This window comes from Treponema socranskii subsp. buccale (assembly GCF_024181585.1).
In the GTDB taxonomy this organism is placed as follows: Bacteria; Spirochaetota; Spirochaetia; order Treponematales; family Treponemataceae; genus Treponema_D; species Treponema_D buccale.
In genome coordinates this window covers 279,929-304,253 of sequence record NZ_CP054258.1, presented here as the reverse complement: position 1 = coordinate 304,253, position 24,325 = coordinate 279,929, and the positions used below count along the sequence as shown (strand labels likewise).

At 51.1% G+C, this 24,325-nt stretch carries 22 protein-coding genes; 13 read left to right on the top strand and 9 right to left on the bottom strand.

What is annotated here, in order from left to right:
* Positions 1–825, bottom strand: coding sequence for a hypothetical protein (locus HRI97_RS01390; RefSeq protein WP_253726161.1), 825 nt, complete (start codon positions 823–825; stop codon positions 1–3).
* Between the two features lie 82 nt (positions 826–907).
* On the opposite strand from HRI97_RS01390, the gene HRI97_RS01385 reads away from it, so the two are divergent.
* A complete protein-coding gene (locus tag HRI97_RS01385) occupies positions 908–2,566 on the top strand; it encodes a Na/Pi cotransporter family protein (RefSeq protein WP_253726160.1) in 1,659 nt (552 codons plus the stop codon).
* A 16-nt stretch (positions 2,567–2,582) separates the two neighbouring features.
* On the opposite strand, the gene ybaK is transcribed toward HRI97_RS01385, so the two are convergent.
* Complete coding sequence (gene ybaK / locus HRI97_RS01380; protein WP_253726159.1) at positions 2,583–3,065, bottom strand: Cys-tRNA(Pro) deacylase; 483 nt, start codon at positions 3,063–3,065, stop codon at positions 2,583–2,585.
* Positions 3,066–3,146: 81 nt separating this feature from the next.
* Between ybaK and HRI97_RS01375 the strand changes: the two genes are divergently transcribed.
* The 3 genes from HRI97_RS01375 to HRI97_RS01365 all read left to right on the top strand — a co-directional run bounded on the left by HRI97_RS01375 (position 3,147) and on the right by HRI97_RS01365 (position 7,438).
* A complete protein-coding gene (locus HRI97_RS01375) occupies positions 3,147–4,061 on the top strand; it encodes a DUF4097 family beta strand repeat-containing protein (RefSeq protein ID WP_253726158.1) in 915 nt (304 codons plus the stop codon).
* Between the two features lie 217 nt (positions 4,062–4,278).
* Entirely contained in the window at positions 4,279–5,703 is a 1,425-nt protein-coding gene (locus tag HRI97_RS01370) for a lyase family protein (protein WP_253726157.1), read from the top strand.
* Between the two features lie 400 nt (positions 5,704–6,103).
* Positions 6,104–7,438 (top strand): acetate kinase, encoded by a 1,335-nt coding sequence (locus HRI97_RS01365; protein ID WP_180487042.1) that lies wholly within the window; start codon positions 6,104–6,106, stop codon positions 7,436–7,438.
* Between the two features lie 95 nt (positions 7,439–7,533).
* Here the strand turns inward: HRI97_RS01365 and HRI97_RS01360 are convergent, their stop codons facing one another.
* From HRI97_RS01360 to HRI97_RS01350, 3 genes are all read right to left on the bottom strand, one after another.
* Entirely contained in the window at positions 7,534–8,295 is a 762-nt protein-coding gene (locus HRI97_RS01360; protein ID WP_180487044.1) for an aldo/keto reductase, read from the bottom strand.
* A 70-nt stretch (positions 8,296–8,365) separates the two neighbouring features.
* Complete coding sequence (locus HRI97_RS01355; RefSeq protein WP_253726156.1) at positions 8,366–9,802, bottom strand: glycine--tRNA ligase; 1,437 nt, start codon at positions 9,800–9,802, stop codon at positions 8,366–8,368.
* A 171-nt stretch (positions 9,803–9,973) separates the two neighbouring features.
* The gene (locus HRI97_RS01350; protein ID WP_253726155.1) at positions 9,974–10,864 is read right to left on the bottom strand and encodes a DUF4349 domain-containing protein; all 891 of its coding nucleotides are present in this window, start codon (positions 10,862–10,864) and stop codon (positions 9,974–9,976) included.
* A 124-nt stretch (positions 10,865–10,988) separates the two neighbouring features.
* On the opposite strand from HRI97_RS01350, the gene HRI97_RS01345 reads away from it, so the two are divergent.
* Both HRI97_RS01345 and HRI97_RS01340 read left to right on the top strand, forming a co-directional pair.
* Positions 10,989–12,788, top strand: coding sequence for a RelA/SpoT family protein (locus tag HRI97_RS01345; RefSeq protein WP_253726154.1), 1,800 nt, complete (start codon positions 10,989–10,991; stop codon positions 12,786–12,788).
* Positions 12,789–12,912: 124 nt separating this feature from the next.
* On the top strand, positions 12,913–13,704 hold the full coding sequence (locus HRI97_RS01340) for a hypothetical protein (RefSeq protein ID WP_253726153.1): 792 nt from the start codon (positions 12,913–12,915) through the stop codon (positions 13,702–13,704).
* A 63-nt stretch (positions 13,705–13,767) separates the two neighbouring features.
* On the opposite strand, the gene rnhA is transcribed toward HRI97_RS01340, so the two are convergent.
* The 3 genes from rnhA to gdhA form a co-directional block, all read right to left on the bottom strand.
* Positions 13,768–14,238 carry a ribonuclease HI gene (gene rnhA / locus HRI97_RS01335; RefSeq protein ID WP_253726152.1) on the bottom strand — a complete coding sequence of 157 codons (471 nt, stop codon included), beginning with the start codon at positions 14,236–14,238 and terminating at the stop codon, positions 13,768–13,770.
* Between the two features lie 29 nt (positions 14,239–14,267).
* Positions 14,268–15,404, bottom strand: coding sequence for a tyrosine-protein phosphatase (locus tag HRI97_RS01330; RefSeq protein ID WP_253726151.1), 1,137 nt, complete (start codon positions 15,402–15,404; stop codon positions 14,268–14,270).
* A gap of 173 nt (positions 15,405–15,577) precedes the next feature.
* Complete coding sequence (gdhA, locus tag HRI97_RS01325; RefSeq protein WP_253726150.1) at positions 15,578–16,924, bottom strand: NADP-specific glutamate dehydrogenase; 1,347 nt, start codon at positions 16,922–16,924, stop codon at positions 15,578–15,580.
* Between the two features lie 88 nt (positions 16,925–17,012).
* On the opposite strand from gdhA, the gene HRI97_RS01320 reads away from it, so the two are divergent.
* The 5 genes from HRI97_RS01320 to HRI97_RS01300 are packed head-to-tail and all read left to right on the top strand — an operon-like array spanning position 17,013 to position 21,553.
* Positions 17,013–17,561, top strand: a complete 549-nt coding sequence (locus HRI97_RS01320) for a histidine phosphatase family protein (protein ID WP_253726149.1) — start codon at positions 17,013–17,015, stop codon at positions 17,559–17,561.
* Positions 17,562–17,615: 54 nt separating this feature from the next.
* Positions 17,616–18,503: a M15 family metallopeptidase gene (locus tag HRI97_RS01315; RefSeq protein WP_253726148.1), complete on the top strand. Its 888-nt coding sequence runs from the start codon at positions 17,616–17,618 to the stop codon at positions 18,501–18,503.
* Positions 18,500–20,110 (top strand): NAD(P)/FAD-dependent oxidoreductase, encoded by a 1,611-nt coding sequence (locus tag HRI97_RS01310; protein WP_253726147.1) that lies wholly within the window; start codon positions 18,500–18,502, stop codon positions 20,108–20,110. Before HRI97_RS01315 ends, HRI97_RS01310 begins: the two co-directional genes overlap by 4 nt.
* A 31-nt stretch (positions 20,111–20,141) precedes the next feature.
* The gene (locus HRI97_RS01305; protein ID WP_180487210.1) at positions 20,142–20,534 is read left to right on the top strand and encodes a hypothetical protein; all 393 of its coding nucleotides are present in this window, start codon (positions 20,142–20,144) and stop codon (positions 20,532–20,534) included.
* On the top strand, positions 20,519–21,553 hold the full coding sequence (locus HRI97_RS01300; RefSeq protein WP_253726146.1) for an SAM-dependent methyltransferase: 1,035 nt from the start codon (positions 20,519–20,521) through the stop codon (positions 21,551–21,553). Before HRI97_RS01305 ends, HRI97_RS01300 begins: the two co-directional genes overlap by 16 nt.
* Before the next feature lie 94 nt (positions 21,554–21,647).
* On the opposite strand, the gene mscL is transcribed toward HRI97_RS01300, so the two are convergent.
* The gene (gene mscL, locus HRI97_RS01295) at positions 21,648–22,085 is read right to left on the bottom strand and encodes a large-conductance mechanosensitive channel protein MscL (RefSeq protein ID WP_301338895.1); all 438 of its coding nucleotides are present in this window, start codon (positions 22,083–22,085) and stop codon (positions 21,648–21,650) included.
* A 560-nt stretch (positions 22,086–22,645) separates the two neighbouring features.
* Between mscL and HRI97_RS01290 the strand changes: the two genes are divergently transcribed.
* Both HRI97_RS01290 and HRI97_RS01285 read left to right on the top strand, forming a co-directional pair.
* Positions 22,646–23,596, top strand: a complete 951-nt coding sequence (locus HRI97_RS01290) for an ABC transporter ATP-binding protein (protein ID WP_253726145.1) — start codon at positions 22,646–22,648, stop codon at positions 23,594–23,596.
* Positions 23,593–24,324 (top strand): ABC transporter permease subunit, encoded by a 732-nt coding sequence (locus HRI97_RS01285; RefSeq protein WP_253726144.1) that lies wholly within the window; start codon positions 23,593–23,595, stop codon positions 24,322–24,324. Before HRI97_RS01290 ends, HRI97_RS01285 begins: the two co-directional genes overlap by 4 nt.
* Position 24,325 lies beyond the last annotated feature (1 nt).

The following is a 24,325-nucleotide window of genomic DNA, read 5'->3' as shown; positions in this document are numbered from 1 at the left end:
TCAATCACTCAAAATGAAATGGTTGACGGACTGCAAACCCGATTCGGGATCGACGTAACGGCGCAGCTTCGCTTTTCCGACGATTTTTTTCAGATATGTGAACAGGTCGTTGTCTTTTGCAAGCCGGCCGTCGACCGAAAGCATAAAATCGACGGAGCGGCGAATAAAATCCGGCACTTCTTTTACGAAAGTCTGTTCCGATTCGTTTTTAATAATTCCGTCGATGCCGGCGTCCTGCGCTTTATCGAGCACGATATCCGCAGTGCCTTCCGTACCCGATACGTCGTCCTGTGAAAAAAAAGAAAACACGGGAAACGGAATGACGCCGTCGTATTTATCCTGCAGGTGAGCGACGCCGAAATGCGTATTTTCCGGCGCACCGAGCAGGATGAGACCGCGTAATTTTTTTTCGCCGACAAGAAGCGGGAGCTCCGCAGCAACGGAACGGGAACCTCGCTTAAAGTCATCGGGGAAAACTATCGGTAAAACAAGACCGCCGTCCGAAGCCACTCCGTATTTTGCCGACAAAGTTTCCGTCATCGAAGCGACAAAGGCGGCATCGTTATAACCGTAACCGAAAAATATGCACACGGCTTCATCGGAAAAGTGCCACAGCTGCGTCGGCAATTTAAGGCTCGCCGCGTCTTCTCCCGCAGCGGAAACGGGAAGCGCCTTTCCTTCAGTCATTGCCGCACCCGGCTTCGTTTTGCCGCCGCACGAAAACAAAAGGACACATAGTGCGATTACGATAACCTTCCGTACGAATTTCGAGTTTTTCAAAAATTGAAGTTTCCCGACTCTTTTATTCGCCATATCGACTTTCATATTTCCCCGTCAAACCCTTGTTCGAAGTATAGCGGATTTGTATTTTCTTGAAAAGAACGTATAATCGATATATGATATAAGCGTGAACGGTATACGGACACTTGCGCAGCTCATCGGCAGCCTCGGATTCCTTTTGTACGGCATGAAGCTTATGAGCGGCGGCATTCAAAAGAGTGCGGGAGAAAAACTTCAAAGCGTCCTCGGCTTTATGACCGGCAACCGATTCATTGCGCTTCTCACCGGTATGATCGTGACGATGATAATTCAATCGTCGGGTGCGACGACGGTCATGATCGTTTCGTTCGTAAATGCGGGACTCATCACGCTGACGCAGTCAGTCGGTGTCATCTTGGGTGCAAATATCGGTACGACGATCACTGCATGGATCGTAGCATTATTCGGTTTTAATTTTAATATCGCGACATTTGCGATTCCGATTTTCGGATTCGGCTTTTTGCTTACCGCGCTGAAAAAACTTAGAGCACAGAATATCGGCGAAGCGATTATGGGATTCGCACTTTTGTTCGTCGGGCTTTCCATGCTTTCCGGTACGATCACCGTACGCGATACGGGGCTGCTTTCTTTTATAACAAAATTTCAAAGCTCCGGCATTCTGTCGATCGCGCTCGCGGCTATTGCGGGCGTCGTGCTTACGGCGATTTTACATTCATCGAGCGCACTGACCGCAATCATTTTGACAATGGCATACAATCGCTTGCTCACGTGGGAAACTTCGTGCGCTATGGTTATCGGCAGCAACGTCGGCTCTACAATCGATTCGATCCTTGCAGCATTCGGTACGAAAGTAAACGCCCGCCGCGCGTGTTTCGTTCATGTCATGTTCAACGTTGCCGGTGCCGTCCTTTCGCTTATATTTTTTCATCCGCTGCTCGCATTTGTCGACTTTATCGTTCCCGGTCCTGTCGAAAGCGATATCACGTATCACATCGCGATGATGCATACGGCATTCAATGTCATTACCGCGCTCATATTCCTTCCGTTTATAAAATACATCGCGTCCGGTACGGAAAAAATTATTAAACCGAAAGCATCCGATGCGCTGAGCGACTATCGGCTCGAACCGCTGTCGGCACATACGAAAGGCAGCGCGCTCGCCGGGATCATCAGGGTAGAAAAAGAAATCGCGGACATGACCGATATCGTATCGGATATGTTCGACCGCATCCAATCGGGGATTAAAAACCGTTCGCAGGCATTTATCGATGAACACGTTGCCCCGCTCGTGCAGGCGGAAAATTACGTCGATCAAATGCACGTACGACTTTCACACTACATCGTGCAATGCGAACACCTTCCGGTCAGCGAAAATCAACTTAACAATCTGTCGATCATGCTGCAGATCGTCGATGAGCTGGAGAGTATGACGGACGACTGCTTAAGCATCGCAATGCTGTTACAAAAAAGTATCGTAAAAAAAATGTCGTTTTTGCAGGAAGATTTGGACGACCTCATTCCTTATATCGAACTCGCGCGGGAATTTTTGCAGTTTATCCGTATCAATGCAAATAAACATCTCGACGCCGAAAAGCTCACATTTGCAAAGGAAATAGAAGATCAAATCGATTCGTTCCGCAGAACGCTCAAAAAGAAAGCGCAAAAGCGGCTCGAAAACGGTGCGGATGTGGCATCCGAATTATTGTATATCGATCTCGTGCGGCATATAGAAAAATTCGGCGACAGGGCTTTTTCGATTTCCGCTCTGCTCGCACAAACCGTATAAATCATACAAGCGGATTTTACAGCGCCAAATCGCATACGAGTGCATCGCAGGCTTTTATCAAATCTTCCGGTTTGATGACGATCTGCTCTCCGCGCACGCCCGCGCTGATGTAGATTTTTTCGCAATCGAGCGCGCACCTGTCTATAAAGGTTCGATATTTTCGCTTCATGCCGAGAGGCGAACAGCCGCCGCGCACATAGCCGGTCAACTGCAAAAGTTCGTCGGGCTTTACCGGGTCGATTTCTTTTGCACCTGCGGCCGTCCGCGCTTTTTTCAAATTGATTTCGTGTATGGCGCTTTCACAAAATACGCACAGATCTTTCGTTTCCGTGCGCATGACGATCGTTTTAAATACAAGTTTCGGATCGATGCCGAGCTTTTTTGCGAGCGTTTCGGCAGCTCCTCGTCCGAGTTCGTGTTCTCCGTCACCGTCGTACGAAGCCGTCTCATACGGAATGTGCGCGCTTTCAAGAATGCGCATTGCATTTGTCTTTTTCATACATTTACACTACAATAATACCGAATGCCGACACATAGGGCAACCGCATCGGAAATATAAATATAGAAAACAGGAAGCTGTATGGATCACAATGCAAAGACGGCTGTCGCGATAATCGTAACGCTCGTCCTCGCCGTCGGCGCGGAAATACTGCTGATCAGCCGTTCGGACGGCGGCAAAACGGAAAAGCCGGCAGAACGCGGTAAAGAAAAAGCGAAAACCGAAACGGTATTTTTTCAATCGGACAGAATATCCGAAATCAAAGCGGACGTATCTTCGTGCGATTTGAAATTTTCTCAATGGGACGAAGGGCGCATCGAGCTTGCGATCGTGTCAGACCGTAAGCAAAACGACAGACCCTACGCCATCCTCAAAGACAACGCCGTCATCATCGCCGAAGACAGGCAGGAACACACGATGCTCGACCGCACGGAGATCGATATAAAAGTACCGCGTACGATGCCGATCGAAATTAATAATTTTTTTATTTCGGTCAAAACGACGAGCGGCGCGGTCAGCGTAAGCGGCTTTACATGCGGCGTGTTCGACGTAAAAACCTCAGGCGGTAAAATCGTATTCGATGTGTGTTCGTTTACGGCGCTTTCTCTCGCAAGCGAAACGGGTATGATCGTATGCGGCGACACCGACGCAAAAAGCGCACACATAGCGACGACAAAAGGACGGATAAACTACAGCGGTTCGTGCGATTATATCGACGCGGCATCGCAAAAAGGTGGGATCAATTTCAGCGCGAAAACCATGATGAGCGAAGCGTCGTTTGAATGCGGGAGCGGTTCGGTCAACATTGCGCTGCCGGAAAACGACGGCTATTCGCTCGAATACACAGCACCCGACGGCAAAGTCAAAGACGCGTTTACGAATACCGATACAAAAGGAAGCGGTTCCGCGCAGTATAAAAACGGGGAAGCATCGATCAAAGTAAAAACCGAAAGCGGCAACATCAATATAACGCGCTCACCGTCTTCCGCACATTGATAAAAACGCCCCCGAAGCGCACGGGGCGTTGCGGGGTGTCCCCGCAGAGGGGGCAGCGGACGACCGCATGAACGGAGCAGGCGTAAAAGATGATTTTTCGCTTGCGGCGTGATGAGGGCGGGAGCGAGGGGGAGACTTCCCCCTCTGTAATTTTATTAAAATAAATTCGAAGCGGAAGCGCATTGCAAGTTTTCGGTTTTTCCTGCATACTTTCCGTATGCAAACCCGTTCCGTTTTTGAAAATATTTCGCCGCTGGATCACCGTTATTCGATTTCCGAAAAAGACGTATACGATAAACTCGCGCGCTGCATTTCCGAAGAGGCGGCGGTGCGCTCGTGCGCAAAAGCCGAAGCAGCTCTCGTAAAAGCGCATTTCGAAGTGCGAGGCGCACTTACACGTGAAATCGAGCGGGCGATCGATGCGGCGGCAAATGCCGTCGATCCCGAAGAAGTGTACGCTGAAGAAGAAAAGACGCAGCACAATATCCGCGCGCTCGTCAACGTGATGAAGCGGACGGTTCCGAGTGAAATCGCGCCCTTCGTTCACTTGGGTGCGACGAGCGTCGACATACTTGATACTGCGCTTGCACTTCGCATGCGAGACGTTATGCAAAACGTAACCCTGCCCGAACTGAAAGCGCTCGAAAAGGCGCTCTGCGATATCGCGCTGCGCGATGCCGAAACGCCGCAAGTCGGGCGTACGCACGGTCAGCATGCCGTTCCGATTACCTTCGGTTGGACAATTGCGGAATTCGTTTCGAGGCTCGGAAAATCGATTATTAAAATCGAAGAGCTTGCAAAGCAGCTGAAGGGAAAACTTGCAGGTCCCGTCGGCGCGTATAACGGGCTTTCGATGATTGTCAAAGATCCGGAAGATTTGGAGCGGCGCTATCTCGCATTTCTCGGTCTCGAAGCGAGCGAGTATTCGAATCAGCTCGTCGAACCGGAATACCTTTTACGCCTGCTGCTCGAATGTAATACCGCTTTCGGCATCATCGCAAATCTCGCCGACGATTTGCGCAATCTCCAGCGTTCGGAGATCGGAGAAGTGTTCGAGTATTTCAGTTCGACGCAAGTCGGTTCGAGTACGATGCCGCAAAAGCGCAATCCGTGGAACAGCGAGCACGTAAAGTCTTTGTGGAAAGCGATGTGTCCGCGCGTCATCACGTTTTACATGGATCAGATTTCGGAACATCAGCGCGATTTGACGAACAGCGCGAGCCAGCGGTTTATCGCCGATTACGTCGCGGGCTTTACGATGGCGGTGAGCCGCATGAAAAAAGTCGTGTCCGGTTTGCAGGCGGATACGGAAGCGATGGTAAAGACGCTTGAAAATGCGGGCGGCAGAGTAAGGGGCGGAGTGCTTGCGGAGCCGGCGTATATTTTGCTCGGAGAAGCGGGTGTGAGCGACGGTCATGAAATCGTCAGAAAAATTACGCTCGAATGCGAAAAGACGGGAGAACCGTTTTTTACCGTACTGAAGCGTCATACGGATGCTTTTAATAAAATAACCGAACAGCTGAAAAAGCTCGGCGTTGCAGACGCGGAAACGTTTTTCGAAAATCCCGCGCGCTACCGCGGACTTGCCGCGGAAAAATCGAAGCGTATTGCGGAAAAGTACGCGGCGCTGATGAAGGGCTGACGCGCTGAGCGAAAGACAACGCAGCAGGCGCCCCTGTATCGCGCGCGCCATCGGGGGTAGGACTTACGCATGGAAAATGTATACACAGGAAAGAGACGTATAATAAAATAAAAAAGGCGGAACGCAAGGCAGCGGCAATGCCGCCGAGCCGCTCTGACCGATGGCAAGCAAAATTTCGAAGAAATTTTGCGCAGTCCGATTCCGATTACGGTCAGCCGCGGTGAACGGCAGGGCTGCGGCCGGGAGTGTAGTCGATTTTTACGTTACATGTCATTTTTTTACGATTAAAGTTTCTCATGCATAATTCCTGGTACCGGCGCGCGAGTGCTGCGGCGGCACCTTGCGGAGAACGACAAATACTTTTATAATAATAAACACATTTTTTATTAAGGAAGCGATTATGGTTATTTTAACGCTTAACTGCGGTTCATCTTCCGCAAAGTACCAAGTCTACGACTGGGACGACAAAGCCGTTTTGTGTACGGGCATCGTAGAACGCGTCGGGCGTCCCGGTTCGGTCATCACGCACTGCGTCGAAGCCGACAAATATAAAATCGAAAGCCCCTGCCCGACGCACAAAGAAGCGATCGAACTTATCATGAAAGAAATAACCGACGAAAAAGTCGGCGTTATCAAAGACATGAGCACGATCGGAGCTGTCGGTCACCGCGTGCTCCACGGCGGTGAAAGATTTACAAAGTCGGTCATCATCACGCCGGCCGTACTCGAAACGTTCCGCGAAGTGCAGGATTTGGGGCCGCTGCACAATCCTGCAAATATCATGGGTATCGAAGCCGCGCAAAAAGTGCTGCCGAACGTTCCGCACTGCGCCGTCATGGATACCGCATGGCACCAGACGATGCCTGAAGTATCGTATATGTATGCTATCCCGCACGAATGGTACGAAAAATATCACGCGCGCCGCTACGGTTTTCACGGCACCTCGTTTATGTATACGTCGAAACGCGCTGCGGTGCTGCTCGGCAAAGAGCCGAAAGATACGAATTTAATAATCTGCCATCTCGGAAACGGTGCGTCGGTATGTGCGGTAAAAGGCGGCGTCTGTTTCGATACGTCTATGGGCATTACACCGCTCGAGGGACTCGTCATGGGTACGAGGTGCGGCGACGTCGACGCGGCGCTTCCCTTTTACATCATGCGCAAAACAGGCATGAGCGCGGAAGCTATGGATATGGCACTCAACAAACAGTGCGGCTTACTCGGTATCACGAACGGAAAATACGCGGACAGCCGCGATATCGAAAATGCGGCAGCGGCGGGTGACAAGCTCGCCGCCCTGTCGATTGAAATGTCCGCATACCGTCTTAAAAAATATATCGGTGCATATAAAGCAGCGCTCGGCCGCGTCGATGCGGTCGTCTTTACCGCAGGTATCGGAGAACACTCTCCGGACGTGCGAGGAAAAAGTCTCGAAGGGTTGGACGATATCGGTATCAAAATCGATGCGCAAAAAAACGCATGGTCGTTTACCGGAAACGCGGAAACATGTATCAGCGCCGATGACAGCAAAACGAAAATTTTCGTCATCCCGACGGACGAAGAACTCGTCATGACCGAAGACGCATACGCGCTCATGAAGGGCACGTACGATATCCATACGAAGTTTACATACAGCTTCCAGGATCCGAAATACGTCAATAAAGCGCGTGAAGAACTGTTACCGAAAGATTTGGAAAAGTGCGCAAACCTTGCGGATATCATCGTGCGTCCGTAAGCCGAAAAAAGTGCAGACGGGATGCCGTCGGCATCCCGTTTTTTTTATTTGAATTCACCTTACCTGTCTTTTAAAAATATCCGTCTGCCGTTTTTCTAATTAAAAAACGTACGCAGCTTTTCGACATCTCTTTGGAACGCTTCGTCGATGACCGGCGGGCGGTCGTTAAAATACAAAATCTGCGAAAGCTCTTCGAGCGTTTCCGCACCCCACAGCGGAAAAACGTTTTCGTATTGATGGAGAAAGCCGAAGGCGAGCGGAATATTCGAAAGCACGCCTCCGCACAAGGGCTGCATCGCGATAAAACCCATATCGCGCTCCGCGCACAGCCCGACGAGAGATGCTGTGTCGATCGGGCTTATCATGCTGAACGGGAATTGAATCGTTTCGTAAAGTTCCGTTTTAATAATTTCGGAAGCGGTATCGAAATCTTCGGTTACGGCTCCTATGTGTTTGATTTTACCGGCGGCTTTCATCGTAAGGAGCGTTTGATAGATGCCGTCTTTGCCGTCGGCCGTCGGGACAAAATTTTCGGTTTCGTATTGGTACAGATCGATCGCATCGCAGTGCAGCGCATCGAGGCTTTCGTCCAAATCGCAAAGCAGTTCCTGCCCCGAAGAGGCTTTCGATTTCGTCGCAATGATGACGTTTTCCCGCACTTCATACAGCGCGTCTCCGAGCAGCTTTTCGCTTGCACCGTTGCTGCGCGACGTATCGAAAAAATTGATTCCCGCTTCGTACGCTTTTCGGATGAGAGTCGAAGCCGTTTCGGCATCTCCCGTATGCTTCAACGACATGGCACCGAAGGCCGTCCTGCTTGCGAGAAGATTCGTTTTACCGAGCCGAACGTATTCCATACTTTATCCGTGTGACGGATGTATCGTAAGCGCACCGGCAAAATGCCCGCACGGATACGATACATGATTATTAATTTCTAATGACGGGCGTATACGACGCGATCGCTTTGTGAATTTCGGAAACCAAATCGGTTCGCTTGACGCGCGTTTGTTCCATCGAATCGCGAAAGCGGATCGTCACGGTATCGTCGTCTTTTGTTTGATAATCGACCGTAACGCAAAACGGCGTGCCGACCTCATCCTGCCGGCGGTAACGTTTGCCGATCGTACCGCTCGTATCGTAATCTGTGACGAAATCTTCTTTGAGCGCTTTGCGGATGTCCGCCGCTATCTCCGCGAGTCCGTCTTTTTTCATCATCGGGAGTACGGCGACCGTAACCGGCGCGAGGCGCGGATGAAGATGCAGTACCGTGCGGTAATCTTCGCCGCCGTCGGGCGCGACGTTTTGCTCTTCGTACGCTTCGCACAAAAACATGAGAAAGTTGCGGTTCAATCCGGCGGACGTTTCGATGACGTACGGAGTGTAGCGTTTGTTGCCGTCGTCCTGATCGATATAGCTCATATCCTTGCCGCTGTACTTGGTGTGCTGCGACAGATCGAAATCCGTTCGGTTGTGAATGCCTTCGATCTCTTCGAAACCAATCGGAAAGCGGTATTGGATATCGTAGGCGTCTTTCGCATAGTGCGCGAGTTTGTCGTGGTGTTTCCAGTGAAGATTTTTTTCGGCAATACCGTAGCGCTTGTAAAAGTTCCAGCGTTGTTCCCGCCAATACGCGAACGCATCGTCGTCGGTTCCCGGCTTGCAAAAATATTCCATTTCCATCTGTTCGAATTCGCAGGTACGGAAGATAAAATTCTTAAAGATGATTTCATTGCGGAACGATTTTCCGACCTGCGCGACGCCGAACGGAATCTTCATTCGGTTCGATTGAACGATATTTTTAAAATCGACGAAGATGCCCTGACAGGTTTCCGGGCGCAGGTATACGATGGACGTGTCGCTTTCGACGGGGCCGAGATGCGTTTTAAACATCAAATTGAATTCGCGCACGGCGGTATAGCTGTGCTTGCCGCATACGGGGCAGTTGACGGCGTGCTCGTCGATAAACGCTTTCATCTCTTCGTGCGACATCGCATCCACCGCCTTTTCAGGCTTTACGTCGTGAGAAGCGCAAAAATCTTCGATGAGCTGATCCGCACGAAAACGCGCTTTGCACTCGGTGCAGTCGATCATCGGATCGGAAAAATGCGCGACGTGTCCGCTCGCTTCCCACGTCGTGTGATGCATAAAGATCGAAGAGTCGAGACCGACGACATCGTCGTGGAGCTGCGTCATCTCTTTCCACCACGCGTTTTGAATATTGCGTTTGAGTTCGATGCCGAGCGGACCGTAATCCCACGCCCCCGCCTGTCCGCCGTAAATTTCACTCGATTGATATACAAAGCCGCGCCGCTTGCACAAACTGATGATTTTATCAAGCGTGCATTCGTGATTCGTTTCCGCCATAGCCGTCTCCCGTACGTATCGGGCTGCTTCCGAAAACCGCAGTTTCCGGAAGTTCCCGTCACAAAAAATTATTAAGCGTTACGTTCGCTATGACGGCGATTTTACCAAAAAAAACCGTTTGTAGCAATGCGGGTTTATGCGGCTGAAAAACAGGCGGTCTTTTACAAGGCCTTATTTTTCTTTTTTCCCTGCTCGTATCTTTTCAAACAGTTTTCGAAGCACGCCGATTTTACCGAAGCAAATCCAATACAGCAAAAAGACGACGCAGAGAATCGGTATGCCGAAAATGATTATATACAAAACGACGAATATAAAGTTTGAAAAAAATCCGACGACGGTTTCACAGAATTCGATAAACGCAGATTTCAAATCGGGAAAAATAAAGCCTCTGTCTTCCGCGTGATTGTACGGCAAGTTCGCTTCGATATAGATTTCCGAATAATCGATCTGCTCGGACAAGCGATTGAACTGTCCCTGCATCTGCTCGATTTCGGCCGTCACGTCGTTTATCTTCGTTTCGATTTCGAGCATGTCTTTCATATTTTTCGCTTCCCGAAGATACGACTGCAAGCGCTCGAGCAAAACGCGGCGCGTTGCCAAACGCGAATCCAAATCGTAAAAGCGGTCGGTAACGTCGACACTGTCCGCGGATTTCGAAACGATTTTGCCGATAGTGCCGGACGACGACATCGCATCGTCAAAAGCGGAAGACGGGATGTGCACCGTCATACCGAGCGAGCGGCCGTCTTCCGAAAAATCCGAAACATAACCGTCAAAACGCTTCGCCCATGCTTCTACCGCCGCCTTCGTTTCGGCAAGGCTCGAAACTTCAAAACGTATATTTCCCGTGCGGATGAGCTTGCGGTTTTCGGACAAAGGCGGCGCGGCATCGGAAAGAGTACCGGCGGCTTTTTCTTCCGCCGCATAGACGTCGCCGGAACGCATAGGCGCGCTGTCGGCTGCGTATTTCATTGCGGCAAAGTTTTTGCGCGCGCCGCAGCCGGTCAAAATACCCGCTGCAGTAAAAATTATTAATAAAATTATAGACTGTACCCGTTTCATCAATACCTCCGGTATATTTTATTAACAACCGAAATATCGATACGATACAAACCGTACGGAATATACGAGCAAAGGCGATAGAACGATGCTTGCCTCATGACCGGCGATTTGATACGATAATGCGATGAGCAGAACCGTCACCGTCAAAGCCGATATGAACGATACCGCCGCACTGCTCGGCGAATTTTTCGGCGCCTTCGATTTTTATTCGGACGAAGACAAACGAAAAATAGAGGCGGCATGGAATCTCCTCTGCGAAAAATCGCGCGGCAAAATCCGAGCCGACGGCTCTCCGTACTGTCTGCATCCGCTCCGCATCGCATATATCCTCGCGCAAAACAAAATGGATTCAGAATCGATATGCGCGGCACTGCTCCACACGATATACGATTTCGACGTCGCAAAAGACGATATCCGCAAATTGTTCGATGAAAACACTTCACGTCTCATAGACGGTACGGCGAAGATCATGCACATGCCCGTCGGACATTCGACGATACAGCAGGCGGATGCGGTACGCAAAATGCTCTTCGCGATGGTAGACGACGTGCGAATCATCCTTATTAAAATCGCGGATAAACTCGATCAGATACGCTGTATCGATACGCTTCCCGAAGCGGCGCAGCGCTCGCTCGCCGCGGAGATAATCGACATCTGGGCGCCGCTTGCGGACAGGCTCGGCATGCAGGAAGAAAAAAACGAATTCGAAGATTTAAGTTTAAAGTATACGAATCCCGACGTGTTTTTGCAGATCAAAGCGATCGTCGCGCAAAAAAAAGACGAGCGGAACGCCTACCTCGAAAAAGCCGTAGAGCAGATCCGTTCGGCTGCACAAAAGGCGGGCATCCGTATCGCTGTCACGAGCCGCGCAAAACATTTTTATTCGATTTATCAAAAGATGAGAAAGCGCAACGTGTCGCCCGACAAGCTCTACGATCTGCTCGCGCTCCGCATCATCTGCGACGAAAACTCGGAATGCTATACGATCGTCGGTATCGTGCACAATCTTTGGAAGCCGCTCGACGGGCGATTTAAAGATTATATTGCGATGCCGAAGGCGAACGGCTACCGCTCGCTGCATACGACCGTTATGTGTGACGGAAAGCCGCTTGAAATACAGATACGCACAAAGGCGATGGACGAAGCGGCCGAACACGGTATCGCGAGCCACTGGCTGTATAAAAAAGGAAAGAGCCGCGACTTTGTCGACATCGAACACCTCGGCATTTTCAATGAACTGCGCGAACTGCGCGACGGTCACGTTTCGAACGAAAATTTTTTCAGCGCGCTGAAAAACGATCTGCTCGGCGATGAAATCTATGTGTTTACGCCGAAGGGGCAAGTCGTACAACTCCCGGCCGGCTCGAACGCGATCGACTTCGCATACCGCATCCACTCGGCTATCGGCGAAAAAATCGTCGGTGCAAAAGCGGACGGAAAAATCATCCCGCTCGTCGAGCCGCTGCAAAATACGCAGATCATCGAAATCCTCACGAATCCGCAGGCGCACCCGACGGCTTCTCAGCTCGCGGCGGTAAAAACCGCAAAAGCGCGGCAAAAGATCCACGCGTGGCTCACCGCACACGATCCGACCTTTACCGACAAAGCGAAAACGGAAACGGCACAGACCGCGAACACGACAACCTCCCGCGAAATTCAGGAAACAAGGCGGCACAAAAAGGGGACGGGAGCACGCACCGACACGGTACAGGGAACGGGCAAAATACGCATCGGAAGTTCGACGAATTTTTTCGTCACCTTCGCGCAGTGCTGCAAACCGAAATACCCCGATGCGATCGTCGGTTATATTTCGCGGAACAGGGGCATCACCGTGCACCGCGCCGACTGTCTCACCTACCGGCGCATTCAGGACATCGAACATCGCTCCATCGAAATCGACTGGGACGTGGAAAATAAAAAATAATCAATATGCACGGTGCGATCGCGAGGCACCGACGACAATTGGCGGCAAGTGCGTTGTAACTGCCGTATACACAGCGCGCTTTTTATGCTATAGCTACGGAAATGCCAATTACATCGAGGTTCTTATGAAAAAAATACAATCCCATATCATCGTATTGCCGTTCGTGCTGGCCGTTACGCTCGCATGCGTTTCGTGCAAGTCCGCGGCGCCGATTTCAGCGGATCCGTATGCCGCACATTCTTCGGGCACGGAGATAAAGCGGCAGGAAAACGACGACGCACCTCGCACTATCGTACGTCCGAAAAGCGGCAACGCATTTACGAATTTTTTTACCGGCGGACAGCAGGACATCGAAATCGATATGACGCGCGTATTCCAAAAAACCGCGTTCGGCACACTGAAAGAAGAAGACGCGCTGTGCATTTACAATATCGAAACGGGGCTTTCGGGTTTTGCCGCATGGTACCGCGGCGGTATGTATCACGTGCTGCTGAATAAAGCCGGCCGCGGTATGTTTCGCGAGGCCGTCAATCGATATTTCGACGATTTTGAAAATAAACGGCTCGACAGAAAAGGCAATCGGACGAAAATCTACGGAGAATACCCGGTTTCGCTGCAGTGGGGATCCTTTGCAAGGATAATCAATAACCGCGCGCAGTCCCGCGTACAATTCGGATACGAATTCAAAGACGGGTCCCCCTACTTTTTACTTTCCGTGCCGTCGGCTGAAAACGAAGAATACAATTCCGGCCGATCGAAAATTGAAGCGTCCGCAACGCTGAGATTTTACTTTACAAAAGCGATGACGTCGCAGATGATGAACGCGCTCGCCGAAGAAAAAATAGAGGCGGCGATTGCGCCGTATATGCAGCGTGTCCAAAGCAAGGACAAAGAACCGGCGCACGATGAATATTGAACGGGGAAAGCTGCCGGAACACCCCGAAATTAATAATTATTAATTAACGATCGCCGGCAAAGATCAATTCTTTTGTCTGCGGATTTCTTTTTGGCACAGCTCGTCGCACAGTTCGTTGTATTTGATTCCCGCGTGTCCTTTTACCCACGACCACGAAATATCGAGCGATGCGGAAAGAGCGTCGAGTCTTTCCCACAAATCGCGGTTTAAGACGGGTTTTTTCGCCGCAGTGCGCCAGCCGTTTTTTTTCCACGAGCGGATCCAGGACGTAATGCCGTTTTTGACATATTGGCTGTCGCAAAAAATATGTACCGGCCGTCCGCCGTACTGCGGGTTTTGCACGACGGCGGAAAGAGCTGCGATCGCGGCAGTGAGCTCCATACGGTTATTTGTCGTCGATTTTTCTCCGCCGCTTATCGTTTCTTTTTTTTCACCGTCGACGATGACGCACGCCCAGCCGCCCGGTCCGGGATTTCCGCTGCAGCCGCCGTCGGTATAGACGACGAGCGTTCCGTTTTTGAAAGATTCAATCATACCAAATCGCTTTTTGTTAAAAAATTCCGTCAGCGAAGACGCTGCACAAGCGCTTCGATTTCCGCGTCGGTCATACCGTTGGCGGAAAGATATGCCCGCGAGCCTTTTACAGGCGGCAAGCCTCCGACGATCGCTTTATACATCGGCTCGAAATTCGCCTTCGCAATAACGTTGTATTTATAGCTGCCTCTTTCCACATGATAAAAATTGACATAACTCTGCATATAATCGCGCATCGCTTCTTCTTTGCTTGCGCCCATGAGCGATTCGAGCAAAATCATGATAAAGCCGGTACGATCCTTTCCTTCGTTGCAGTGCAGGTAATACGGTCCTTCATGGCTGATCATAAAGCGCAAGCCGCCGATAATACCCGCAGCAAATATATCGCTTGTAAAATCCATGTTCATACTGAGGCACACGACGCCGCCCGCTTTATCGAGCGATGCGTAATACGCCGAGTATTGAGGATTCGACGGGTCGAGATAGGACGTGAGTTCGTTTCGGGAATCGGACATATCGACGACCGTTTTGATTTTCGCCTTTTCCATAAGAGAGGACGCATAGGGTGCGCGCGTCCAGCCCTTTTTCGCAGGGTGACTCCCTCGATATAAAATATTTTTTCCGATCAATCCGAGCGACACGCATCTGAAATTGGCAAAGGCTTCATCCGACGCATAACCGTTCCTTTTATCGGTTCCGGTAAGGGAGCGCAGCGCGTACTGCTCTCGATAGCCCGCTTTTTGTTTCATCGAAACGGTGAGTGCGGATCCGACACCGACGTTCGCCGTTACGTTCAGTTTTCCGTAATTGATGCACGCGGCGATAAAGCCGCCTGCGTGATTCGTGCGTACGAGAAAGGCGCCCTTATCGACATCGTAATTCGCGACGACGGGAGCGTTGAACGTATAGCCGTTGTCGAAGCGCACGGTTACGATATCGCCGTGTTCATAGCCCGCTTTTTGCATATCGGCAAACGCGATATCGGTGACGGCGTGCCCGTATTTTTCTATCGCCGTCACTTTCCCGCGAAACGTCTTCCATTCGGGCGTCTGCGCGGGTTTCGCTTCAGGCGCCTTTCCTTCGGCCGCCGTCTTCGGAGCGGACGCACAACCTGCAAATAACAGTGCCGCCGCAAAAATCGAAAGCATACAACGAACGCATTTCATACATTCCCCCGTCCGCCGATAAAAGCGGGATCAGAATACATGCCGGTCGATCCTTTTCGAATCAAAGGGCACTCACAGCGCCGCTGTAGGTACGGCGCTCGAAATTTCGTACTTGCGCGTTCATAACGTTTGCGCTCGCGTGCACATTGTACGACGCGGCGCTTTCGGCACGCTTACACCAGTCCCTGCGCGATCATCGCGCGGGCGACTTTGACGAACCCCGCGATATTCGCACCGGCGACATAGTCGCCTTTTACGCCGAACTCCTTCGCCGTATCGTACGCGTTGTCGTGGATGTTCGTCATGATCCGCTTGAGCTTCGCGTCGACTTCTTCCTTTGACCACGAGAGGTGTTCGCTGTTTTGACTCATTTCAAGGCCGGAAACGGAAACGCCGCCCGCGTTCGAAGCTTTGCCGGGAGCGAAAAGCACTTTCGCGTTTTGAAACTTCGCCGTCGCATCGAGCGTGCTCGGCATATTCGCACCTTCCGCGACGAGCCGAACTCCGTTTTTAATAAGCATATCGGCATCTTTTCCGCACAGTTCGTTTTGCGTCGCGCACGGAAATGCACAATCGACTTTTACCGACCACGGTTTCGCATTCGCGGTAAACTTCGCTTCGGGAAATTTTTTTACGTATTCGGAAATACCCTTATGCGCGGCGCGGAGCTTTTTTACGTAGTCGAGTTTTTTTTGCGTAATACCCTGTGCATCGAAAATGAATCCCGTGTGATCGCTGAGCGTCACGGGTTTTGCTCCGAGCTGAATCAATTTTTCTACAGCGTACTGCGCGACGTTTCCGTCGCCCGACACCGAACATATTTTACCGGTAAAGTCTTCGCCGATTTTTTTCAGCATACACTCCGCAAAATAGATGAGCCCGTAGCCCGTCGCTTCTGTACGGATGAGCGAGCCGCCGAAGTCGAGCCCCTTACCGGTGAGCACTCCGGAAAACGTATTCGTAATGCGCTTGTACTGTCCGAACATAAACGCGACTTCGCGTCCGCCCACTCCTTTGTCGCCTGCCGGCACATCCGTATCGGGGCCGATGTGGCGGTACAATTCCGTCACGAACGATTGGCAAAAGCGCATCACTTCCGCGTCCGATTTTCCGTGCGGATCGAAATCGCTTCCGCCCTTGCCTCCGCCCATCGGGAGCGTCGTTAAACTGTTTTTGAGCGTCTGCTCGAAACCCAAAAATTTCAAAACCGAAAGATTCACTTCGGGGCTGAAGCGCAGGCCTCCCTTGTACGGGCCGATCGCGCTGTTGAACTGCACACGATATCCGCGGTTGATGTGAGGTGCGCCCTTGTCGTCCGTCCACGGCACGCGGAACATGACGGTGCGTTCCGGCTCTACGAAACGCTCGAGGACCGCATTGCGTTCAAGTTCTTTTTGCATCTTTGCAACGGCGGGTTCGATCGTCGTTAAAACTTCCTGAACCGCTTGGAGGAATTCGCTCTGATCCGCATTTTTCAGCTGAACGTCTTCCCAAATCCGTTTGACGTATGCGTTTTTCATTTTTCTTCTACCTTCTTATCCGGCCGAGTTCATTGAAGCCGAATAAATAATACTAGCGCAAATTATCGTTTTTGGGTAGTATGTCGCTATGACGCTCTACGTTACCCGACACGGCGAAACCGAATGGAATGCAAAACACATCATCTCGGGTCTTGCAGAAATTCCGCTGTCGGAAAAAGGCAGGCTGCAAGCAGCTTCTCTCGCCGCCCGACTTGCCGAACATCAAAACGATTATCGTATCAAACACATTCTCGTCTCGCCTCTCGGCCGCGCACGGGAAACCGCATCCTATATCGAAAAGGCGCTCGGCATCGATGCCGTCGTCGAAGAACGTTTGCACGAAATCGATTTCGGCGCATTCGAACACACGAGCACACAGGGTGCGGAATTCCTTGCGATAAAGGCGAACCCGTATAAACGCTTTCCCGGAGGCGAATCGCTGCTCTATGCCGCTTACCGCGTTTACGGAGCTATCGAAGAAGGGCGTGCGCGCTTCGCGCCCGACAATATACTCTTCGTGTGTCACGGTATGCTTTCGGTGCTTATCAGTACGTACTTTCAGGATTACGAAACCATCGAAGAATTCACGAACAGCGGCTTTGAAAACTGCGGCTTACAGGCCTACGAATTCAAGTGATGAAGCGGATCGCGCGGATCAAAATTAATAATTATTAAATTATAGGAATATACGATGAAAAAACAAACGATACTGCCGGCTGCGGCGCTGGTGTGCGCCGCGGCGCTTACTCTGCTGTTTTTCGCCTTCGGGCGGAAAAGCGCCGGAAAAGCTTCCGGTGCGGAAACGGCTTTTTTAACAAAATCACAAAGTGCTCCCGCCGCACCGAAAACGGTTGAAGAGGTGCAGCGGGAAAAAGACGAGGCGTTCGTCCGTTCCGTGATTTCAAAGATGAGCGCTCGGGCGAGGGAAACGATCGTCATAGACGATTACGGTGAATTTATCGCGGATTTAAAAGCGGTGCTCGAAGAAGACGCACAAAATCCGAAAGACGATCTTTCGCTTTTGACCCTCGTCGATAAAACGCATCCGCTCCCCGACGGCTACGCCCCTGCCCGCCTCATTCCGCTCGTCAAAAACGATGCGTTCAACATTATCCGAAACGATCTTTCGTTGAGACCCGAAGCCTACGAAGCGCTCGTCGTTATGGGACGAGAAGCAAAAAAAGACGGCATTACCCTGCTCGTAAGCTCAACATACCGCTCCTACGAATATCAAAAAAAAGTATTCGAGCGCTGGGTTGCGATCGACGGACTTGCGGAAGCCGAAAGGGAAAGTTCTCGAGCGGGCACGAGTCAGCACCAGACGGGTCTCGTCATCGACTTCGGTTCCATCGACAACACCTTCGCAAACACCCGCGCGGGCGCGTGGATGCGAAATCACGCCGAAAGTTTCGGCTGGAGTTTGAGCTTTCCCGACGGCTATGAGGACGCGACGGGCTACCGCTGGGAAAGCTGGCACTTCCGCTACATCGGGAAAAAGGCGTGCGCGTTTCAAAAAAAATACTTCGGCGACATCCAACAGTTTACGCTCGAATTCATCGACGCGTGGAAATCTTTATGATCGAAGAAATCACGCTCATCGTACGCCCCGAAAACGAGCACGATGAACGGGTATTGAAACATAAAGCGACGGAAGCGCTTTCGAAAAAAAATATCAACGCCCGAAACGAAGACATACGGCTCGCAGTCGTAAAGCGTTCGATCGACGCACGGCACGGCCGCATACGCATCTGCCTGCGCTGCAAAGCCTATATCGGCGAAGCGCCCGACGTACAATTCGAAAAGTCCGTTCCCGAATGGAAGCGTGCCGACGGAGCAAGACGCGTCGTCATCGTCGGATCCGGTCCCGCCGGATTGTTCGGCGCACTCCGCCTGCTTGAAGACGGCATCACGCCGATAATCGTCGAACGAGGTGAAGAGACGGACGAGCGCAAAAAAACGATAGCTAAGATCGGTACGAAAAGCTCGGTCGACGGCGACAGCAATTACTGTTTCGGCGAAGGAGGCGCCGGCGCGTTCAGCGACGGAAAGCTTTACACGAGAAGTACAAAGCGTGGAGACGTAGGCCGCATCCTCGCCCTGTTCAATTTTTTCGGCGCGTCCGAATCGATCCTCTCCGACGCGCACCCGCACATCGGTACGGACAAGCTTCCGAAAATCGTAAACGCGATGCGCGAAAAAATCATGTCACTCGGAGGCGAATTTCACAGCTGCACAAAATGCGTCGATTTTCTCACGGAAACCGAAAACGGCAAAAAACGCATCACGGGAATCGCCGCAGAGCATACGAAAACGAAAGAGAAGCGCACGATCGAAGCGGACGCGGTGCTGCTTGCATCGGGACATTCGGCAAACGACATATACGCCCTCGTCGCGCGATGCGCTCCGGAAGCGCTCGAAGCGAAAACCTTTGCGGCGGGCGTGCGCGTCGAACACCCGCGAGAACTCATCGATGCGATTCAGTTTCACGGAAAAAATTTTCACTCCGCAGAATACCGCCTTACGACGCAAGTCTCGGGGCGCGGCGTCTATTCTTTTTGCATGTGTCCCGGAGGCTTTGTCGTGCCGTCGGCGACAAGCGGTGACGAAATCGTCGTAAACGGTATGTCGTCGAGCAGACGCAATTCAAAGTGGTCGAACGCGGCGATCGTCGTCGAAACGCGGCCGGAAGACATCCCCGAAGAATTTATTAAAAAAGCGGGCGACTGTCCCGCCCTTGCGGGCTTGTATTGGCGGACGCATCTCGAACGCGAAGCGAAGCTGCACGGAGAGGGACAAGCGGCACCCGCGCAACGCATGGAAGATTTCCTTTTACACCGCAAAAGCGATTCGCTTCCTCCGACGAGCTTTACGCCCGGCATCGTCGCAAGCAGACTCGACGAATGGCTTCCCGCGCACATCGAAAAGAGGCTCGAAAAAGCGTTTGTCGATTTTAATAAAACGATGCGCGGCTTTATTTCGCACGATGCGCTCCTCATCGCCGTCGAAACGCGTACATCGACTCCCGTCCGCATACTGCGAGATAAGGAGACGGGCGAATGCGTTTCCGTCGCGCGCCTCTATCCCGCAGGCGAGGCTTCGGGTTATTCCGGCGGTATCGTATCGTCGGCTATGGACGGAGAAAATGCGGCAGCTCTCATCGCCGAGCAAATCAAATCGGTATGTTGACTATACGCGGAAAAACAGCCATACTGTTCGTATGCATACCGCCGCACGAAAATCGGTTCGATACGACGATATCGGCAGAATAGACGCTCCCCAAATCTGCGCCCTGCCGGGCGTGCTCGACAACATAAGCAAAGAAGGATGCAAAGTGCATTACCCTTTTGCCGTGGTAGTCGACCTCGACAGCGATTATGAAATAAAAGTCATGCCTTCCCGCATCGCCGGCGAAATGCACAAAGCCCCCTTTACGCTGCTCTGTCATCCGCGTTGGGCAAAAGAAGACAAAGGCGTAACCGAAATCGGCTTCCGGATTCTCCGCTCCCCCGACTCCGTCCATCTTTCCGAATATATCGCAAGTCTTTCGGACGCCGCCGAAGATCAGACGGTCGAAAACCAAATCGTCGGCTCCGTATGCCAAGTAGTGTAAAAAAATTATCGGGCGCAGCGTTTTTATCGTTTCCCGACATGTACGATATGCTCGCCGCCGAACTTCGCGAACGTTTTTTTTGCGATTTGCGAGAGTCCGTTCGGTACGGCGATTTGCTCTATACGCCGCATATCGACAATTTATTAATTAATAATTTACAAAATGAAAGCGAAGCGATCGACGACGGGAAAATTGCACAAGGTATTCCCTCCTTGCGTGTGCCGTATTGGTGCCGCACCGCCATGCTCTCGCCTCTCTCGATCGATTTCGAATCGATCGGCGATGCTTCCCGCGAACTTTCGGACATACAGCGAAACTGGGCGCCGTATGACTATCAATTTTTCAGACGATCGGCTCTCATCAGAGCAAAGCTTCCGTATATCAATCTGAAAGAACGCTCCTTTCCCGTGCGCATACCGACCGCCCCTATCGGATTATATACGCTTACCGGAAAACACACGATGCTCGCCTCGGCCGCAACGACGAGCTTTTTGCCCGCAGGTGCGATTCGTTTTACGGAAAATCACGAAGACCCGCCGAGCCGCGCATATCTGAAACTCTACGAAGCGCTGACGCTCATGCGCCTTTTTTTCGGCTGCGACTTGCCGGGAAAAGGCGACCGCTGTTTTGACGCCGGTGCAAGTCCCGGAGGCTGGACGTGGGTGCTTACAGGTTTGGGCTGCAACGTGCTTTCCGTAGACAGGGCGGAACTCGTGCCAGAACTTATGAAAAACCCCCGCGTCGATTTTTTGCGCCACGACGCTTTTACGCTTAAACCCGAAGACGTCGGTGCATGCGATTGGGTTTTCAGCGATGTGATATGCTATCCCGAAAGGCTTTACGAATGGATCGGTATGTGGCTTTCAAGCGGTCTTTGCCGCAACATGATCTGCACCGTTAAAATGCAGGGCGGTATCGATTGGCAGCTTATCGAAAAATTTGCAACGCTCCCCGACAGCCGCCTCGTACATTTGAATTATAACAAGCACGAACTTACATGGCTCTGCTGCAAAAAATAATTAATAAAATAAATATCGGCTTAAAAAAAATCGGACACCCATCCGCAGATATCGCCGAGTAATCTGCAAAAAGAACGTCCGTTTTCTAAAAAAATTAATTTTTATTTTTCAAAATATCGCGAATTTCTTCCAAAAGCACGACATCGGCAGGCTTTGCGGGAGGCGCTTCGATTTCTTCTTCTTTTTTCTTAAATCGTTCGAATATTCTGACGACCGTAAAAATACAGATTGCGACGATCAAAAAATCGACGACGGTCTGTATAAACTTACCGTATGCGACCGTCGCTTCACCGATTTTGACGCTCAAATTCGTAAAATCGATACCGCCGATCAACAAACCGATAAGCGGCATAATGATATCGTTTACGAGGCTCGAAATGATTTTTCCGAACGCACCGCCGATGATGACACCGATCGCCATATCGACGACATTGCCGCGGGAAATGAATTTTTTAAAAGCCGTCGCTTCTTTCGATGCCGCGGAAAATCCGCTCTTTAAGCTGAACTTATTTTCCGAATTGTTTTCACCCATAGATTGCTCCTGTAATTGCAATTGATACATTAGGGAACCTCTAAAAACTTCAGTTTTTAGAGGTAACTTTGAAAATGCGATATCAGAATATGCTTTGTCGGACTTTCTGTCAATGATACGACAGATCGATTTCCGTGTTGCCTCGTAACCTGCGCTTGTCATAATTTTTTTTAACGGATATAGTACAAACTGTTTTAAAACACGCCGACGCGCTTTCTGCGAAATACGCGCACGACTGATTTTTTTTCGAAAGTTAAAACTTTGCTTGAAGCTTCGCTGCAAGTACCTGCAAAAGTTTTTATGGAGGATGATGAAAAACGCCGTCTGAAATATCGCCGGCGTCTTTCATTTCGAGTTTGCTTGGATGTTTGCAGAAGACGTATATACGTGCCGTTTTAATAAAATTACACGAAATACGATACGCTTTATTTTGCAAACTCGACTATTCGACGTGTGCGCCGCTCGAAACTTCGCGCTTACGCGCTCGTTGCGAGTCTCGCGCACGACTAAAAACTTTTTCGAAAGTTAAAACTTTCTGCAAAAGTTTTTATGGAGGATATATGATAGAAGTTTCGCACTTGTCCCGAAATTACGGGACATTCCGTGCGGTAAACGATGTGAGCTTTTCGATCCCGACGGGGCAAATCGTCGGTCTGCTCGGCCCGAACGGCGCGGGCAAAACGACGACGATGCGCATGATCACCGGTTTTTTAAAACCGTCCGGCGGCATGATTTCGATCGACGGAGTGAACATCGAAGATGCAAGCGTCGCATCGAAACGAAAGATCGGCTACATGCCCGAAGCCGCGCCTCTCTACGGCGATATGATTGTCGAAGATTACCTGCGCTATATTGCGGACATGCAGGGCGAAAATGCCGATGAAAAAATTCCCCGTCTGTGCGAAGAGTGCGGCCTCAAAGAAGTGATGGATAAAAATATCTCCGAGCTTTCGCGCGGCTACAGGCAGCGTGTCGGACTCGCGCACGCGCTCATGCACGATCCTGAAATATTGATTTTGGACGAACCGACGAGCGGACTCGATCCGAATCAAATCGGCGAAGTGCGAAACTTGATCCGCGAAATCGGAAAGACGCGCACGGTTATCGTTTCGACGCACATCCTCGGCGAAGTGGAAACGCTGTGCAGCCGCGTCATCATCATCGCAAACGGCAAGCTTGTCGCCGACAGTCCGACCGATGAACTGCGCGAACGATACGGCCATAAAGCAGCTCTCAAACTGACCGCAGGCGGATGTTCAAAAGACGATATCGCAGCCGAACTCAAATCGATTGCGGGAGTCGAAAACGTTTCGGCGGTAAGCGGAGAAGCCGTAACCGGAGATGCGGATGCGTTTTCTCTCCTCGTTTCGGTTTCGGGAACGGCTGAAGTCCGGCCGGCTCTTTTCAAAGCGATCGCAGCGAAGGGCGGCTGGTTATACGAACTTGCAATGCAGCGGAACAGTCTCGAAGACGTGTTCCACGAACTTACTACAGCGGAGGCGCAAAAATGAGCGACACGCTTAACAAAAAACATTCTCCCGCCGCCGTCATCATGAAGCGGGAACTCGCCGCGTATTTTACGAGTCCCGTCGCATACATCGTCACGGCACTCTTTCTCATCATCGCGGGTATCACCTTTTTCGTCTTTTTCTTTTTTCAAGATCGGGCGGAGCTGCGGAATTATTTTTCGCTCCTTCCGATTTTGCTTTCGTTTTTTATTCCGGCGCTGACGATGCGGCTGTTCGCCGAAGAAAAGCGAAGCGGCTCGATCGAAACGCTCATGACGCTTCCCGTCACCGAAAGCTCCGTCGCCGCAGGCAAATGGCTTGCAGCCTTTTTAAGCGCTGCCGTCATGGTCGCTCCGACAATGCTGTACGTCATTCCGCTTTTCATATTCGGTTCTCCCGATATGGGGCCTGTCGTCGGAGGCTTTTTGGGCGCTTTCTTTTTGTGCGCCGCCTTTTCGGCGATCGGAGTATTCGCGTCGGCGGTTACGAAAAATCAAATCATCGCGTTTTTCACAGCCTTTATCATCTGCATTTCGCTGACGCTGATCGATTCGTTTTTGATTTTCCTGCCGGCTGAAATCGTCGCCGCACTGTCGTACATCTCCGCATCGTCGCATTTTTCATCGATCGCACGAGGCATCATCGACACGCGCGACCTCTTGTACTTCGCTTCGCTCACCGTCTTTTTCTTTTATCTCACGGTGATCGTTCAGCAAAATGAAAGGAAGTAAA